The sequence below is a fragment of the Paenibacillus sp. ov031 genome (assembly GCF_900143165.1).
GTDB lineage: Bacteria > Bacillota > Bacilli > Paenibacillales > Paenibacillaceae > Paenibacillus > Paenibacillus marchantiae.
On record NZ_FRDO01000013.1, the window covers coordinates 16,310 to 32,630 of the forward strand.

15 protein-coding genes and 1 other annotated feature are annotated in these 16,321 nt (G+C 46.4%); all 15 genes read left to right on the forward strand.

Annotation, left to right across the window (positions count from 1 at the left end; genetic code table 11):
* The first annotated feature begins 17 nt into the window (after positions 1 to 17).
* The 15 genes from cysS (at position 18) to rpoC (ending at position 16,177) form a co-directional block, all read left to right on the forward strand.
* Positions 18 to 1,418, forward strand: a complete 1,401-nt coding sequence (gene cysS, locus BUA17_RS29645) for a cysteine--tRNA ligase (protein WP_063567415.1) — start codon at positions 18 to 20, stop codon at positions 1,416 to 1,418.
* Positions 1,415 to 1,939: a Mini-ribonuclease 3 gene (locus BUA17_RS29650; protein ID WP_079697651.1), complete on the forward strand. Its 525-nt coding sequence runs from the start codon at positions 1,415 to 1,417 to the stop codon at positions 1,937 to 1,939. Before cysS ends, BUA17_RS29650 begins: the two co-directional genes overlap by 4 nt.
* Before the next feature lie 86 nt (positions 1,940 to 2,025).
* Entirely contained in the window at positions 2,026 to 2,772 is a 747-nt protein-coding gene (rlmB, locus tag BUA17_RS29655) for a 23S rRNA (guanosine(2251)-2'-O)-methyltransferase RlmB (protein ID WP_063567416.1), read from the forward strand.
* A 5-nt stretch (positions 2,773 to 2,777) separates the two neighbouring features.
* Positions 2,778 to 3,299 (forward strand): NYN domain-containing protein, encoded by a 522-nt coding sequence (locus tag BUA17_RS29660; RefSeq protein ID WP_063567417.1) that lies wholly within the window; start codon positions 2,778 to 2,780, stop codon positions 3,297 to 3,299.
* A 171-nt stretch (positions 3,300 to 3,470) separates the two neighbouring features.
* Positions 3,471 to 4,115 carry an RNA polymerase sporulation sigma factor SigH gene (gene sigH / locus BUA17_RS29665; protein WP_024633601.1) on the forward strand — a complete coding sequence of 215 codons (645 nt, stop codon included), beginning with the start codon at positions 3,471 to 3,473 and terminating at the stop codon, positions 4,113 to 4,115.
* A gap of 304 nt (positions 4,116 to 4,419) precedes the next feature.
* Positions 4,420 to 4,569, forward strand: a complete 150-nt coding sequence (gene rpmG / locus BUA17_RS29670) for a 50S ribosomal protein L33 (RefSeq protein WP_072735843.1) — start codon at positions 4,420 to 4,422, stop codon at positions 4,567 to 4,569.
* 21 nt (positions 4,570 to 4,590) lie between these two features.
* Positions 4,591 to 4,782 carry a preprotein translocase subunit SecE gene (secE, locus tag BUA17_RS29675; protein ID WP_053779219.1) on the forward strand — a complete coding sequence of 64 codons (192 nt, stop codon included), beginning with the start codon at positions 4,591 to 4,593 and terminating at the stop codon, positions 4,780 to 4,782.
* 22 nt (positions 4,783 to 4,804) lie between these two features.
* On the forward strand, positions 4,805 to 5,338 hold the full coding sequence (gene nusG / locus BUA17_RS29680; protein ID WP_024633599.1) for a transcription termination/antitermination protein NusG: 534 nt from the start codon (positions 4,805 to 4,807) through the stop codon (positions 5,336 to 5,338).
* Between the two features lie 68 nt (positions 5,339 to 5,406).
* Entirely contained in the window at positions 5,407 to 5,832 is a 426-nt protein-coding gene (rplK, locus tag BUA17_RS29685; RefSeq protein WP_024633598.1) for a 50S ribosomal protein L11, read from the forward strand.
* 95 nt (positions 5,833 to 5,927) lie between these two features.
* Positions 5,928 to 6,620, forward strand: a complete 693-nt coding sequence (rplA, locus tag BUA17_RS29690; RefSeq protein ID WP_063567418.1) for a 50S ribosomal protein L1 — start codon at positions 5,928 to 5,930, stop codon at positions 6,618 to 6,620.
* A gap of 67 nt (positions 6,621 to 6,687) precedes the next feature.
* Positions 6,688 to 6,836, forward strand: a sequence feature (ribosomal protein L10 leader region).
* Between the two features lie 23 nt (positions 6,837 to 6,859).
* Positions 6,860 to 7,363, forward strand: coding sequence for a 50S ribosomal protein L10 (gene rplJ / locus BUA17_RS29695; RefSeq protein ID WP_063567419.1), 504 nt, complete (start codon positions 6,860 to 6,862; stop codon positions 7,361 to 7,363).
* A gap of 72 nt (positions 7,364 to 7,435) precedes the next feature.
* Positions 7,436 to 7,798, forward strand: a complete 363-nt coding sequence (gene rplL, locus BUA17_RS29700) for a 50S ribosomal protein L7/L12 (protein WP_024633595.1) — start codon at positions 7,436 to 7,438, stop codon at positions 7,796 to 7,798.
* Between the two features lie 96 nt (positions 7,799 to 7,894).
* Complete coding sequence (locus tag BUA17_RS29705; RefSeq protein WP_063567421.1) at positions 7,895 to 8,512, forward strand: class I SAM-dependent methyltransferase; 618 nt, start codon at positions 7,895 to 7,897, stop codon at positions 8,510 to 8,512.
* Positions 8,513 to 8,904: 392 nt separating this feature from the next.
* Positions 8,905 to 12,450: a DNA-directed RNA polymerase subunit beta gene (gene rpoB, locus BUA17_RS29710; RefSeq protein ID WP_063567422.1), complete on the forward strand. Its 3,546-nt coding sequence runs from the start codon at positions 8,905 to 8,907 to the stop codon at positions 12,448 to 12,450.
* A gap of 112 nt (positions 12,451 to 12,562) precedes the next feature.
* Positions 12,563 to 16,177, forward strand: a complete 3,615-nt coding sequence (gene rpoC / locus BUA17_RS29715) for a DNA-directed RNA polymerase subunit beta' (RefSeq protein ID WP_063567423.1) — start codon at positions 12,563 to 12,565, stop codon at positions 16,175 to 16,177.
* Positions 16,178 to 16,321: the final 144 nt, after the last annotated feature.

Sequence of the window (16,321 nt, forward strand, 5' to 3'; positions counted from 1 at the left end):
ATGAAAGGAAAGTGACTATGACGCTTCAAATTTACAATACGATGAGTCGTACCAAAGAGAATTTTGTTCCTCAAGAGCCGGGGAAAGTGAAAATGTATGTGTGCGGGCCGACGGTATATGATTACATTCATATCGGGAATGCACGTCCAGTTATCTTTTTCGACACAGTTCGCGGATATTTGGAACAGACCGGACATGAGGTGAACTATGTCGTAAACTTCACGGATGTCGATGATAAGCTCATTCGTAAAGCTGAGCAGCTTGGCACGGATGTTCCTCATGTCGCAGAGAAGTTTATTGCAGCGTACTACGAGGATCTCGAAGGGCTGGGTATTCCGAAGGCAAGCAGTAATCCAAGAGTGACCGAAAACATGCCGCTTATTATTGATTTTATCCGTGAGCTGGTTGAAAAGGACTTCGCCTATGAAAATGGGGGTGACGTATATTATCGCACAGGCAAATTTGCGGAGTACGGCAAACTATCGAAGCAAAACCTTCAGGAATTACAGTTTGGAATTCGTATTGGTGTAGATGAGCGCAAAGAGCATCCAGAAGACTTTGTCCTCTGGAAAGCTGCGAAGCCGGGTGAGATTTTCTGGTCCAGTCCATGGGGCGATGGTCGTCCGGGCTGGCATATCGAGTGCTCTGCCATGGCACGGGAATACCTGGGGGATACGTTGGATATTCACGGCGGAGGACAGGATTTGCAGTTCCCGCACCATGAGTGCGAATGCGCTCAATCCGAGGTGTTGACTGGTAAACCACTGGCAAACTACTGGATGCATAACGGATTCATCCGTATTGATAACGAAAAAATGTCGAAATCACTCGGCAACGGTGTGCTTGTCAAAGACCTTCGCAATCAATATAAACGCGAAGCCATTCGTTATTTCATGTTGTCTACTCACTATCGCAATCCGTTGAACTTCACGGAAGATACGATGGAACAGGCACAGAATAGTGTGGACCGGATCGCAAATGCCGTAGGTAACCTTAATCATCGCTTGCAGGCTGTGAGCGTGGATCAGGCTGTGTCAGCTGAGTTTGCAGCGAGACTGGAGCAGATTCGTCAGCAGTATCATGAGAAAATGCAGGACGACTTCAATACGCCTGATGCGATTACGGCAATGTTTGAGTGGGCTGGAGAAGCTAACCAACTGTTGCAGCAAGATGTGGTAAACGCTGCGGACATTCGCGCTCTGCTGGAATTGTTCAATGAGTTGAATGCAGTGCTTCGTATCTATACCGAGGCTGAACCGGAGCTTTTGGACGAAGAAATCGAACGTCTAATTGTAGAACGTAACGAAGCACGCAAAACCAAAAACTGGGCGCGGGCTGATGAAATTCGGGATGAACTGTCTGCGCAGGGCATCTTGCTTGAGGATACGGCTCAAGGAATGAGATGGCGGCGCAAATGAGCGAGGAACAACTGAAAAAGTTGTCAGAATCCGTCGAGCATACCGAGCAACGAGATGAACAGCAGACAGATGAACAGTCTCTGAGCGTTGACCAGGGAGGATGGTTTCCTTATCCCCCCTCCCGGCCTGCACGGTTGATTCCTCCCATCGCTCTCGCCTACATTGGTGATGCGGTATATGAGGTAGCAGTACGGCAGTATCTGTTATCCAAAGCCAACATGCGTCCTAACCATCTGCACCGTAGTGCGACCGGTTTGGTATCGGCGAAGGCACAAAGCCGTATTCTCACAGGTATTGAGGCTGAGCTGACCGAGGAAGAGCGTGACATTGTCAGACAAGGTCGTAATGCCAAGTCTGGCAGTATTCCCAAAAACGCAGACGTTTTGGAGTATAGACATGCCACGGCTCTGGAGTGTCTGATCGGTTACCTGTATAGCAGTGGTCGGCATGATCGCATGATTGAACTGATTCGCCGAGGCATCGAGCATGCGGAACAACATTCGCAATCACCGACAAAATAATATAAATTACAACAAAGCCGCTTCTGTAGGGTGCGCCAATTAGGGTGCAGTAAATCACAGGGCGTTATAGAGAGGATCGAACAAAGATGGAAGAAGAATGGATCGCCGGTAAGCACTCCGTAACGGAGGCGCTGCGTTCAGGCCGGACCATTAATAAAATATGGATTGCAGATACAGCGCAAAAACATTTGACTCAGCCTATTATCGCTGAAGCAAAAAAATTAGGTGTTGTCATTCAGCACGTAGACAAGCGTAAACTGGATCAAACAGTTCCGGGCATTCAACACCAGGGTGTGATGGCGCAAGCGGCTCCTTACGCTTATGTAGAGGTTGAAGACATTCTTGCTGCAGCGGCTGCTAAAAATGAACATCCATTTTTGATTTTGCTGGATGAGATCGAAGATCCACATAATCTTGGATCAATTTTGCGGACGGCCGACTGCACAGGTGCACATGGTGTCATTGTACCTAAACGGCGCTCAGCTGCAGTTACAGTGACTGTATCCAAAACTTCAGCAGGTGCGGTGGAGTATGTGCCAGTGGCTCGTGTAAGCAATCTGGGTCAAACCATTGACCGTCTCAAGGAAGAGGGCGTATGGGTAGTAGGCACAGATGTTGCTGCTCAGGAGAGCGTGTTTGGTAACGGCGTCTTTACAGGCCCGGTAGCCCTCGTGATCGGAAACGAAAACAAGGGAATGGGACGACTCATTCGTGAAAAATGCGATGTGTTGATCAAATTGCCGATGCAAGGTCAGATTAATTCCCTGAATGCTTCCGTGGCAGCGGGTGTTGTCATGTATGAAGTGCTCCGCTCGCGCCAAGCGCAGGACTAGAAGATATGGCTGATTCCCGTGATGTGCTTCTTGTAGACGGGTACAACATGATTGGTGACTGGCCGGAGCTATCCAGATTGGCGGAGAGTGGATTGGAGGAGGCCCGCAACAGGCTTCTATCTCGACTAGCCGACTATCAGGCATTCTCCGGCTTGAGAGTCATTGTTGTTTTTGACGCCTACCTCGTGCCTGGACTCGGTAAATCCTTTACACAGAGCAAAGTGCAGATCTTTTTTACAAAGGAAAAAGAGACGGCTGACGAATGCATTGAGAGACTCGTTCGGGAACTAAGCACGCGAAGACGCCAAATCTATGTGGCTACAAGCGATATGGTAGAGCAGCATGTCATTTTTGGACAGGGAGCTCTGCGTGTATCCGCAAGGGAATTGCTGATCGAAGTAGAGCAGAACGAAAAAGAGTTACAGAAACGTTTGGAAGAAGATCAGGCTAAAGCAACGCGAAATACACTTGGCGGGAAGTTAAGTCCGGATGTTTTGAAGCAGTTTGAGCGGTGGCGCCGGGAATAACAGCACGGTTTTACAAAAATTAGAATTTTGAAACTCTTGACAATTATGTTATTGATGTTCTTTTTTAGGCAGAGCGTGGTTGACGGTGTGAGGTACCATCATATATACTGATCCTATATTTCATAGAGTAGAGTAACGGGGTACCTTGCGTTGCAGCCGGAGGGATTGTCTGTGAGTGTCGACCTCAAAGATATCATGTTATCCAAGTATGATTACCAAAGTGACGAAGACATTGTCGAAGCGGTCCGTGAAGGTGAAAGCGAAGCGCTGGAGTTTTTGATTAACAAATATCGTAACTTTGTACGCGCCAAGGCAAGATCTTATTTTCTGATTGGGGCTGACCGGGAAGATATCATTCAAGAAGGAATGATTGGACTCTATAAATCCATTAGGGATTTCAAAGGGGACAAGCTCGCTTCTTTCAAAGCCTTCGCCGAGTTGTGTATTACACGACAGATTATTACGGCAATTAAGACAGCAACACGTCAGAAGCATATTCCGCTTAATTCTTATGTATCACTGGACAAACCTATTTATGACGAAGAGTCCGATCGTACGTTACTCGATGTGATTTGTGGAACACAGGTCAGCGATCCGGAAGAACTTATCATCAATCAGGAAGAGTTTGTGGGCCTGGAAGATAAGATGTCTGAGATTCTGAGTGATCTGGAACGTAAAGTATTGATGTTGTATCTGGACGGGAGATCTTATCAAGAGATTGCAGTGGATTTGGACAGGCATGTAAAGTCCATTGATAATGCACTTCAGCGCGTGAAGCGTAAACTTGAAAAGTACCTGGAAGTTCGAGATAATTGAACACATGTTGTCGTTGACGGAAAAGGCTCGGGGTTTGAGTCTTTTTTTGCTGCCTCAAGTTTATAAAGTTAAAGAATGATTATACTAGTAATCGCTTGGTCCATGCAGGAGAAGAGAAAAACAGAGATGAGAAACTGAATGTGTTTGATAGGAACTTTTTACCCATTGATGAAAGGCTATTCTTTCATTGACATGGTTATACCCTTATGATAAAGTGTTTTAGGTAGGCCTAAATTCGCGGCTTTTTTTTAGGATTAATTTAGAGACTCCGCTTGAATGTGGAAGTCTTCGGGAGGTGTACATCATGCGGGTAATTATTACTTTGGCTTGTACAAACTGCAAACAAAGAAATTACACTACGACAAAAAACAAGCGTAATCACCCCGACCGCATGGAGATGAAGAAATTTTGCAAGTTTTGTAACGAGCAGACTTCTCATCGCGAAACCAGATAGTTTTTTGGAGGTGTAGTCGGCGTGAAACGTAGTTTCAAATCTCTGATTTCCTTTTTCTCTGAAAGCTGGGCTGAACTTAAAAAAGTTCGCTGGCCTAATCGTAAAGAGCTGACCAACTACACATTGATCGTTCTTGGTACTGTTGTGGTTATGACGCTGTTTTTTTGGGTCATTGATATCGGCATCTCCGCTGTGATCGAAGCGATTATTTAAGAAGGGTCCCAGGTGGCTTGATATGGAAAAAAGATGGTACGTCGTTCATACCTATTCAGGGTATGAGAATAAGGTCAAAGCCAATTTGGAAAAACGCGTAGAGTCCATGGGCATGGAAGACAAGATTTTCCGCGTTCTTGTTCCTATGGAAGAAGAAGTGGTAAACAAAGACGGTAAGAAAAAAACCGTTATGCGTAAAGTTTACCCCGGATATGTCTTGGTGGAAATGGTCCAGACGGATGACTCTTGGTATGTTGTTCGCAACACACCAGGTGTTACGGGATTTGTCGGTTCGACAGGTTCCGGGTCCAAACCAACAGCCTTGCTGCCTGAAGAAGTGGAACAAATTCTGAAGCACATGGGCATGGTTGAGCCGAAGCCTAAAATTGAATTCGATATTAAGGAATCCGTACGTATTAAAGTTGGTCCTTTTGCGAATTTTGTGGGCTCCGTGGAAGAAATCTTGGTAGACAAAAGCAAGTTGAAAGTGCACGTGAACATGTTTGGACGGGAAACACCGCTTGAGTTGGAATACACGCAAGTGGAGAAGATATAGTCTCTTCAAGTTTCTTGTGGGAGGGCTGAGAGGCCCGTTAACCACTATTTTGCAAGGAGGTGTCAATCATGGCAAAAAAGGTAATCAAAATGGTAAAACTGCAAATTCCAGCAGGTAAAGCGAATCCAGCGCCGCCGGTAGGTCCAGCTTTGGGTCAAGCAGGTGTCAACATCATGGCATTCTGTAAAGAGTTCAACGCTCGTACAGCCGATCAAGCGGGATTGATTATTCCTGTTGAAATCACAGTATTCGAAGACCGTTCCTTTACTTTCATTACTAAAACTCCACCAGCAGCAGTTCTGTTGAAAGTGGCAGCTAAAGTAGAAAAAGGATCCGGCGAACCGAACAAGAAAAAAGTCGCTACCGTTAAACGTGATGCGGTACGTCAAATCGCGGAACAAAAAATGCCTGACCTGAATGCTGCTGACGTTGAGTCTGCAATGCGTATGGTCGAAGGTACTGCCCGCAGCATGGGTATCACCATCGAAGACTAATTTTTCATCTGAAACATGGCTTCGTAAAGCCGGCCGATTCGCGGCCGGTTGATGTGGGAGGTATATCCGCTAACACCACAAAGGAGGAATATAACATGGCTAAACACGGTAAAAAATACCTGGAAGCTGCTAAGCTGATTGACAGCGAAGCAACTTACGAGCCTTCAGAAGCTGTAGAGCTTGTGAAAAAGGCAGCCACTGCAAAATTTGATGAAACTATCGAAGCAGCAGTACGCTTGGGCGTTGACCCACGTAAACAAGACCAGGCAGTACGTGGTGTTGTTGTCTTGCCACACGGCACAGGTAAAACACAACGCGTATTGGTATTTGCAAAAGGTGACAAAGCGAAAGAAGCGGAAGCGGCTGGCGCGGACTATGTTGGTGATGCAGACATGATCAACAAAATCCAACAAGGCTGGTTCGAATTCGACGTCTGCGTAGCGACACCAGACATGATGAGTGAAGTAGGTAAATTGGGCCGACTGCTCGGCGGTAAAGGTCTGATGCCTAACCCTAAAGCCGGAACGGTAACTTTCGATGTATCCAAGGCTGTTCAAGAAATTAAAGCCGGTAAAATCGAATATCGTCTGGATCGTGCAGGTCAAATTCATGCACCGATCGGTAAAGCTTCTTTCTCGACAGAGCAATTGAATGAGAACCTTAAAGCTCTCATGGACGCTTTGACTCGTGCTAAACCGGCGGCAGCAAAAGGTGTTTATCTGAAGAATGTAAGTCTTTCTTCCACGATGGGCCCTGGCGCACGCGTGAACGCAGCATCTTTTAGATAATATCGCTTGACAGGCTTGTCCTGTTCTGATATTCTATAAAAGTTGTGAGTCCGAGTGACTGACCGTTGACATTTGAATATGCTTGCCGTAGACAGTAGGTGCCATTTTGGCTTAATTTCCTGCCGAGGTGTGATTATAGAACTTAGAACGATGAAAATCGGTTATGAGTATATATCAAGCCTTCGTGATTCTACGGAGGCTTTTCTTAATGGGATAAATTTGATCAGGAGGTGTACAGTTTGGCAAACGCAAAAGTGATTCAAGCAAAACAAGAGTCCGTTGATGCAGTAACAGCAAAATTGCGCGAGAGCGTTACTAGTGTTGTTGTTGACTATCGCGGTTTGAACGTTGCCCAAGTAACTGAGCTGCGTAAGCAGCTTCGTGAAGCCGGAATCGAATTCCAAGTGCTGAAAAACTCGTTGCTTCGCCGCGCAGCAGCTGCAGCAGAACTGACAGAACTTAACGAAGTACTGACAGGTCCTAGTGCAATTGCATTCAGCGTAGACGACGTAGTGGCTCCAGCCAAAATTCTGAACGACTTCGCGAAAAAGAACGATGCACTGGAATTGAAAGGTGCAGTTGTAGAAGGTCGCGTAATTGGAGTACAAGAAGTCAAAGCGTTGGCAGAATTGCCATCACGCGAAGGTCTCCTTTCCATGCTCCTCAGCGTGCTTCAAGCGCCAGTGCGCAACTTCGCGCTTGCGGTTAAAGCTGTTGCTGAAAAAGAAGAACAAGGCGCTTAAGCAACTTGATCTGAATGCTGCTTAGGCAGTGATGAAATACAAAAAAATAATATTATATATGGAGGTTCAATCATGAGTAAAGAGCAAATCTTGGAAGCAATCAAAGGCATGACTGTACTGGAATTGAATGATCTCGTTAAAGCAATCGAAGAAGAATTCGGCGTAACTGCTGCAGCTCCAGTAGCTGTTGCAGGTGGCGGAGCTGCTGCAGCTGAAGCTGAGCAATCCGAGTTCGACGTAATCTTGACTAGCGCTGGTGCTTCCAAAATCAACGTTATCAAAGCAGTTCGCGAAATCACAGGTCTTGGCCTGAAAGAAGCGAAAGAAGTAGTTGACAATGCTCCAAAAGCATTGAAAGAAAAAGTTAGCAAAGAAGAAGCAGAAACGGTTAAAGCTAAGCTTGAAGAAGCAGGCGCTTCAATCGAAGTTAAATAATTTAGCTTTCATAAGCTAGATGAACAAAACAACAAACCCCTTGACTTATATCAAGGGGTTTGTTGCTGTAATTGTAAAAGGAAAGTGAGTGAGGACATGTCCAATCATTATTATTCGGACAAACCGCAGGTGGCACATGACAGACGGGCTACAGAAGCGGAGCTACGCGGATGGAAATTACGACTCGTTACGGATGCAGGGGTATTTTCCAAAAACGGAATCGATTACGGCAGCAGAGTGTTGATTGATGCTATAGAGTTGCCTGCTGGAGCTCATGTACTGGATGTGGGCTGCGGGTATGGACCTATTGGTCTTACAGCAGCTAAACTTGTACCGGATGGACATGTCACCATGATCGATATCAATGAGAGAGCGGTTGAGCTTTCCAGGGAAAATGCAAAAGCGAACGGCATAACGAATGTAACGGTTATGCAAAGCAATCTTCTGGCTGAAGTTAAAAAGGAAGACTTTGACGCGATTCTGACCAATCCTCCGATCCGTGCCGGTAAGGAAACCGTGCATACGATCTTTGAACAGGCATATCGTCATTTGAAGATGGGCGGAGCGTTATGGATTGTCATTCAGAAAAAGCAGGGGGCACCTTCGGCAAAAGCGAAGCTGGAATCTCTCTTTGGACGAGTGGAGGAAGTAACGAAGGATAAAGGCTACCGAATTTTCAAAGCGGTAAAATTGGAAGAGGCGCCTTTAGGCTAAATCCTAATTTGTAAAGTAAGCAGGGTGGCATTTTTTTTGCAATAGGACTATTGACTTGAAATTCAGGTCGTGGTATTATTGTAAAATGTCAGTATTAAGATGCCCTATTTGGCTTTAGCTAACTAAAAATGTCAACCTTTTTTACGCCGAACGGGCTTATTATGCCTACGTTTGGCGTATAATATGTACATTTTGGGCAAACTGGGGATAAGTATGATTTGGAAAGACATCCGCCGATCAAAGTTGCTCTTTTTTCGAACGACATTCGAGTAAGGGCTTTTCTTTATTTGTGGATGCATTGCTTTGCTCTGTATGTGTACCATTATAAGGTTACAAACAGAGGTTCGCAACGAAATTTTTAAAGTGAGTAGACATTGAGGGGTGAGTTTAAGTTGGCAGGACATCTTGTTCAATATGGTCGACGCACTCGGCGCAGTTATGCACGAATTAACGAGATACTCGAAGTTCCGAACCTGATTGAGATCCAACAAAAATCTTACGATTGGTTTTTGGAGGAAGGGTTGCGCGAAATGTTCCAGGATATCTCGCCGATCCAGGATTTTACAGGTAACTTGATTTTGGAATTTATCGATTACAGTCTCGGTGAACCGAAGTATACAGTAGACGACGCGAAAGAGCGTGACGTTACTTATGCAGCACCGCTTCGGGTCAAAGTCCGGCTCATTAATAAGGAAACCGGCGAAGTCAAAGAGCAGGAAGTATTCATGGGAGATTTCCCGCTGATGACCGACACCGGCACATTTATTATTAATGGTGCGGAACGGGTTATTGTCAGCCAGTTGGTTCGCTCTCCTAGCGTTTACTTCAGTACCAAAGTAGATAAAAACGCCAAAAAAACGTATACCGCTACAGTTATTCCTAACCGCGGCGCTTGGCTCGAACTGGAGATGGACGCGAAGGATGTTGTTTACGTCCGGATCGACCGCACACGTAAAATACCGGTGACGGTTCTCCTGCGTGCACTTGGTTTTGGCACAGACGCTGAGATTCTGGATCTGCTCGGTAATGACGAATATATTCGCAATACGCTGGACAAAGACAATACGGATTCCACGGAGAAAGCGCTGATTGAAATTTATGAGCGTCTTCGTCCGGGCGAGCCACCAACGCTGGATAATGCGAAAAGCTTGCTCGTAGCGCGTTTCTTTGATCCAAAACGTTATGACCTGGCTAATGTGGGTCGTTACAAAATCAACAAAAAGCTTCACATCAAGAACCGTTTGTTCAACCAACGTTTGGCTGAGTCTCTTGTGGACACCGAAACCGGTGAAATTATCGCTGAAGCGGGTCAAATGATAGACCGTCGTCTGTTGGATGAAATCATGCCGCAACTGGAGAAGAGCGTTGGTTTCCGCACATATCACGTCGCTAATGGCGTTTTGGATGCCAATGATATCCCGATGCAAACAATTGATGTATTTTCACCGATTGAGGATGGTAAGGTCGTTAAACTGATTGCCAATGCTAACATTGATAAATCAGTGAAGAACGTTACACCAGCTGATATCATTTCCTCTATCAGTTACTTCATTAACCTTCTGCATGGCATCGGAAGCACAGATGATATCGATCACCTGGGTAACCGTCGTCTCCGCTCGGTTGGTGAACTCTTGCAAAACCAATTCCGTATCGGTTTATCCCGTATGGAACGTGTGGTTCGTGAGAGAATGTCCATTCAGGATGCTAACGTAATCACGCCTCAGGCTTTGATTAACATACGTCCTGTTATCGCATCCATTAAAGAGTTCTTCGGTAGCTCCCAATTGTCGCAGTTTATGGATCAAACAAACCCACTGGGTGAGTTGACACATAAACGCCGTCTGTCCGCACTCGGACCGGGTGGTTTGACACGTGAGCGTGCCGGCATGGAAGTCCGTGACGTGCATCCATCCCACTATGGCCGGATGTGTCCAATCGAGACACCAGAGGGACCAAACATTGGTTTGATCAACTCCTTGTCGACATTTGCCCGTGTGAACGAATATGGATTCATTGAAGCACCTTATCGCTGGGTAGATCCGAAGACTGGTGTCGTAACCGAGCAAATCGATTACCTGACAGCAGACGAAGAGGACAACTATGTAATTGCTCAAGCGAATGCGAAGCTGAATGAAGACAGTACTTTTGCTGAAGAAGCGATCATTGTACGTTACAACAAACAGTCGGATAACATCCTTACGATGCCGAGTGAACGTGTTGACTACATGGACGTATCTCCTAAGCAAGTTGTATCTGTCGCTACAGCGCTCATTCCGTTCCTTGAGAACGATGACTCCAACCGTGCGCTCATGGGATCGAACATGCAGCGGCAAGCCGTTCCACTCTTGATTCCTAAAGCTCCGCTGGTCGGAACAGGTATGGAACATAAAGCCGCGAAAGATTCCGGTGTATGTATTGTCTCCAAATATGACGGGATTATTGAACGTTCTTCTGCGAATGAGATTTGGTTGCGTCGTATTGAAGAAGTTGATGGTCAAGAAGTCAAAGGCGATATCGTTAAATATAAATTACACAAATTTATGCGTTCGAACCAAGGAACATGCATTAACCAACGTCCGATTGTCAAAAGAGGTGCTGTTGTCAAAGCTGGCGACATCCTTGCAGACGGTCCTTCGACGGAAATGGGTGAATTGGCACTGGGACGCAACGTAGTGGTTGCCTTCATGACTTGGGAAGGTTACAACTACGAGGATGCGATCTTGCTCAGCGAAAAACTCGTTAAAGAAGATGTGTATACATCCATTCATATCGAGGAATATGAGTCTGAAGCACGTGATACTAAGCTCGGACCTGAAGAGATCACACGTGATATCCCGAACGTAGGGGAAGAAGCGCTGCGTAATCTGGATGAGCGTGGTATTATCCGTATCGGTGCTGAAATCAGTGCTGGTGACATTCTGGTTGGTAAAGTAACACCAAAAGGTGTAACGGAACTGACTGCAGAGGAACGTCTCCTGCATGCGATCTTCGGTGAGAAAGCGCGTGAAGTACGTGATACTTCCCTGCGTGTACCTCACGGTACTGACGGTATCGTAGTTGATGTAAAAGTCTTTACCCGTGAAAACGGTGATGAACTGCCTCCAGGTGTTAACCAACTCGTTCGTGTCTATATCGCTCAAAAACGGAAAATTTCCGAGGGTGATAAAATGGCCGGACGTCACGGTAACAAAGGGGTCGTAGCCCGTATCCTACCGGAAGAAGATATGCCTTTCCTGCCGGACGGAACACCAGTTCAAATCGTTCTTAACCCACTGGGCGTACCTTCCCGGATGAATATCGGTCAAGTACTCGAGGTTCACTTGGGTATGGCGGCGATGCAACTGGGTATTCACGTAGCAACTCCTGTATTCGACGGAGCGAAGGAGTATGATGTCTTCGATACGATGGAAGAAGCAGGTATGCAGCGGAATGGTAAAACTGTCCTGTATGATGGTCGTACAGGTGAAGAGTTTGAACGTGAAGTTACCGTAGGTGTCATGCACATGATCAAATTGGCACACATGGTTGATGATAAAATCCATGCCCGTTCCACGGGTCCTTACTCACTTGTTACGCAACAGCCATTGGGTGGTAAAGCCCAATTTGGTGGACAGCGTTTCGGGGAGATGGAAGTATGGGCGCTTGAGGCATACGGTGCTGCTTATACACTGCAAGAAATCTTGACTGTTAAGTCCGATGATGTTGTAGGTCGGGTGAAAACGTATGAATCCATCGTCAAAGGCGAGAATGTTCCTGAACCAGGTGTTCCTGAATCATTCAAAGTATTGATCAAAGAGCTGCAAAGCTTGGGTATGGACGTTAAGATTTTGAGCGAAGATGAGCAAGAGATTGAAATGAAAGAAATGGACGATGAAGATGACGCTGCGAGCGATAAGCTCAGCCTCAACCTTGAGGGTACAGAGGTCGGAGCGGAGTAACCGCTTCGGGCGCATGATGACCGGCGTTTTTCATCAGGCTCGCGTCTTGCTCCGGCTTCGGCCGGAGGGGGCGTAACCTAGAATACAGGACTTGGTTAAGGAGGGTTGCTCCTTGTTGGACGTCAACAATTTCGAATACATGAAGATCGGGCTTGCTTCCCCAGAAAAAATTCGTTCTTGGTCCCGCGGAGAAGTGAAAAAACCGGAAACGATCAACTATCGTACGTTGAAACCGGAAAAAGAAGGGCTGTTCTGCGAAAAGATTTTTGGCCCTACAAAAGACTGGGAATGTCATTGCGGTAAATACAAACGCGTGCGTTATAAAGGCGTTGTCTGTGATCGTTGTGGCGTTGAAGTCACACGTGCGAAAGTACGCCGCGAACGGATGGGCCATATTGAGCTCGCTGCTCCGGTATCGCATATCTGGTACTTCAAAGGTATTCCGAGCCGCATGGGTCTCGCTCTGGATATGTCTCCAAGATCTCTCGAGGAGATTATTTATTTTGCATCATATGTAGTAACTGATCCAGGAGAAACTCCACTGGAGAAAAAACAGCTGTTGTCCGAGAAAGAATACCGCAGCTACCGTGAGAAATACGGATATGGATTCCACGCTGGCATGGGTGCAGAAGCGGTTAAAAAACTGCTTCAAGACATTGATGTGGATAAAGAGCTTGAATTCCTGAAGGAAGAGCTCCGCACTGCACAAGGACAACGTCGTAACCGTGCAATCAAACGTCTGGAAGTTATTGAAGCGTTCCGCAACTCGGGTAATAAACCTGAGTGGATGATCATGGATGTACTTCCTGTTATCCCACCGGAACTTCGTCCAATGGTACAGCTGGATGGTGGACGTTTTGCAACGTCTGACCTGAATGACCTGTATCGCCGTGTAATCAACCGGAACAATCGTCTGAAACGTTTGCTTGACTTGGGCGCGCCAGACATTATCGTGCAAAATGAAAAACGGATGCTGCAGGAAGCTGTTGACGCATTGATCGACAACGGCCGTCGTGGACGCCCTGTAACGGGGCCTGGTAACCGTCCTTTGAAATCCCTCAGCCACATGCTGAAAGGTAAACAAGGACGTTTCCGTCAGAACTTGCTCGGTAAACGGGTTGACTATTCCGGTCGTTCCGTTATCGTAGTTGGACCTTACCTGAAAATGTATCAGTGTGGTCTGCCTAAAGATATGGCACTTGAACTGTTCAAGCCTTTTGTTATGAAAGAGCTTGTAAATAAAGGGCTTGCCCACAACATCAAGAGCGCTAAACGTAAAGTTGAGCGTGTAAGTCCTGAAGTATGGGATGTTCTTGAAGAAGTAATTAAGGAGCACCCGGTTCTGCTGAACCGTGCCCCTACACTTCACAGACTCGGTATTCAAGCGTTTGAACCGATTCTCGTTGAAGGTAAAGCGATCCGTCTTCACCCGCTCGTATGTACGGCATACAATGCCGACTTTGACGGTGACCAAATGGCCGTGCACGTTCCATTGTCTGCTGAAGCTCAAGCAGAAGCACGTATCCTGATGCTTGCATCAGGTAACATTTTGAACCCGAAAGACGGTAAACCGGTTGTTACCCCTTCCCAGGATATGGTGCTTGGTTCTTACTACCTGACCATGGACAACAAAGAAGAAAAGGGAACAGGTATGATCTTGCGCACGGTTAACGAAGCTGTATCCGCGTACCAACGTGGTACTGCAGGTTTACATGCACGTGTAGCGATTCCGGTTAGAGCGCTTGGCAAAACAGTCTTCACCGATAAGCAACAAGATGCAATGATGTTGACTACGGTCGGCAAAATCATCTTTAATGAAATCTTCCCGGCAAGCTTCCCTTACATCAATGATGCAACTCGTGCGAACCTCTACCAGGGTACCGCTGAGCATTCATTTGTTTATGAGAAGGGTGCTGACCTTAGAGAAGCGATTATGAACGCTCCTTTGGCTGGTGGTGTCGGTAAAGAATATCTTGGTTCTATCATCGCACGTTGTTTTGAAATTTATCATACAACGGAAACAGCCGTTATTTTGGATAAAATCAAACAACTCGGATTCACATACTCCACTCGCGCTGGTATCACTGTAGCGGTGTCGGATGTTATCGTTCCACCTGAGAAATTTGAAATTCTTAGACAGTCTGAGGAAAAAGCACAAATCGTTACGAACCAATACCGTCGTGGTCTGATTACGAACGAAGAGCGCTATGACCGCATCATTGATATCTGGTCGAAATCGAAAGATGATATCACCGAGATTCTGATGAAATCGATGGATCGCTACAACTCCATCATGATGATGGTTGACTCCAAAGCACGGGGTAACAAATCGCAAATCACCCAATTGGGCGGTATGCGTGGTCTGATGGCCAACCCATCCGGTCGAATCATTGAACTCCCAATCAAATCGAACTTCCGTGAAGGTCTGACGGTACTCGAGTACTTTATCTCGACTCACGGTGCCCGTAAAGGTTTGGCCGATACGGCCCTGCGTACAGCGGATTCAGGTTACCTGACCCGTCGTCTCGTAGACGTGGCACAAGACGTGATCGTGCGTGAAGATGATTGTGGTACAGATAAAGGCTTTACCGTAAGTCGTATCCAGGATGGTAAAGAGGTTATTGAGGATCTCTACGACCGTATTGAAGGCAGATACTGCTTCGAGACTGTTCGTCATCCGGAAACAAAAGAAATTATTGCACACCGTAATGAACTGATTGACTCTGATAAAGCTGAGGCAATCATCGAAGCTGGCGTAACCAAACTACAAATCCGCTCCGTACTTAGCTGCCGTGCACGTCACGGTGTCTGCAAGAAGTGTTATGGTCGCAACTTGGCGACTGGTAAACACGTGGAGATCGGTGAAGCAGTTGGTATTATCGCAGCACAATCCATTGGTGAGCCAGGAACACAGCTGACAATGCGTACATTCCACACCGGTGGTGTAGCCGGAGACGATATTACGCAAGGTTTGCCGCGTATCCAGGAGTTGTTTGAGGCTCGTAATCCTAAGGGTCAAGCAACAATCAGTGAGATCGACGGTGTTGTTAAAGAAATTCGCGAAGCGAAAGATCGTCGCGAAATTGAAATTCAAGGTGAAGCAGAATCCAAAGTTTACTCTGTTACCTACGGTTCTCGTGTACGCGTTAGCGAAGGCATGGAAATTGAAGCAGGCGACGAGTTGACAGATGGTTCTATCGATCCAAAAGAAATGCTGCGCATTAAAGGCGTACGTGGCGTACAGAACTACATTTTGCAGGAAGTACAACGCGTATACCGTAACCAAGGCGTAGAAATCAATGACAAACACGTTGAAGTTATGATCCGTCAAATGTTGCGTAAAATCCGTATCGTCGATGCAGGGGACACTACATTGTTGCCAGGATCGTTCGTGGATACGCATGAGTACGAAAGAGCTAACAAGACAGCGATTCTGAGTGATAAAGAGCCAGCGGTTGCAAAACCAATTCTGCTCGGTATTACGAAAGCATCCCTGGAAACAGACTCCTTCCTCTCGGCGGCTTCGTTCCAAGAGACTACACGTGTACTGACAGATGCAGCGATCAAAGGTAAAGTCGATCAGTTGCTCGGTCTGAAAGAGAATGTAATCATCGGTAAACTGATTCCTGCAGGTACAGGTATGCACCGTTACCGCAGCATCAAATTTGCTGAGCCGGAAGATGGCCAATCTTCGGTAGAAGAACTTGAGCCAGTTTCGGTTGATTAAGATATTTCACTAGATTCATCCTTATTATTAGGGTGAACTAAAGTTTTGTACGCCGGGAGGCGACGGCTGTTTTATACAGAAGGACGTTCCCGGCGAGGCAAAACTTTAAATGAAATATTTTAGGATTAGCATTGACATTGCTTG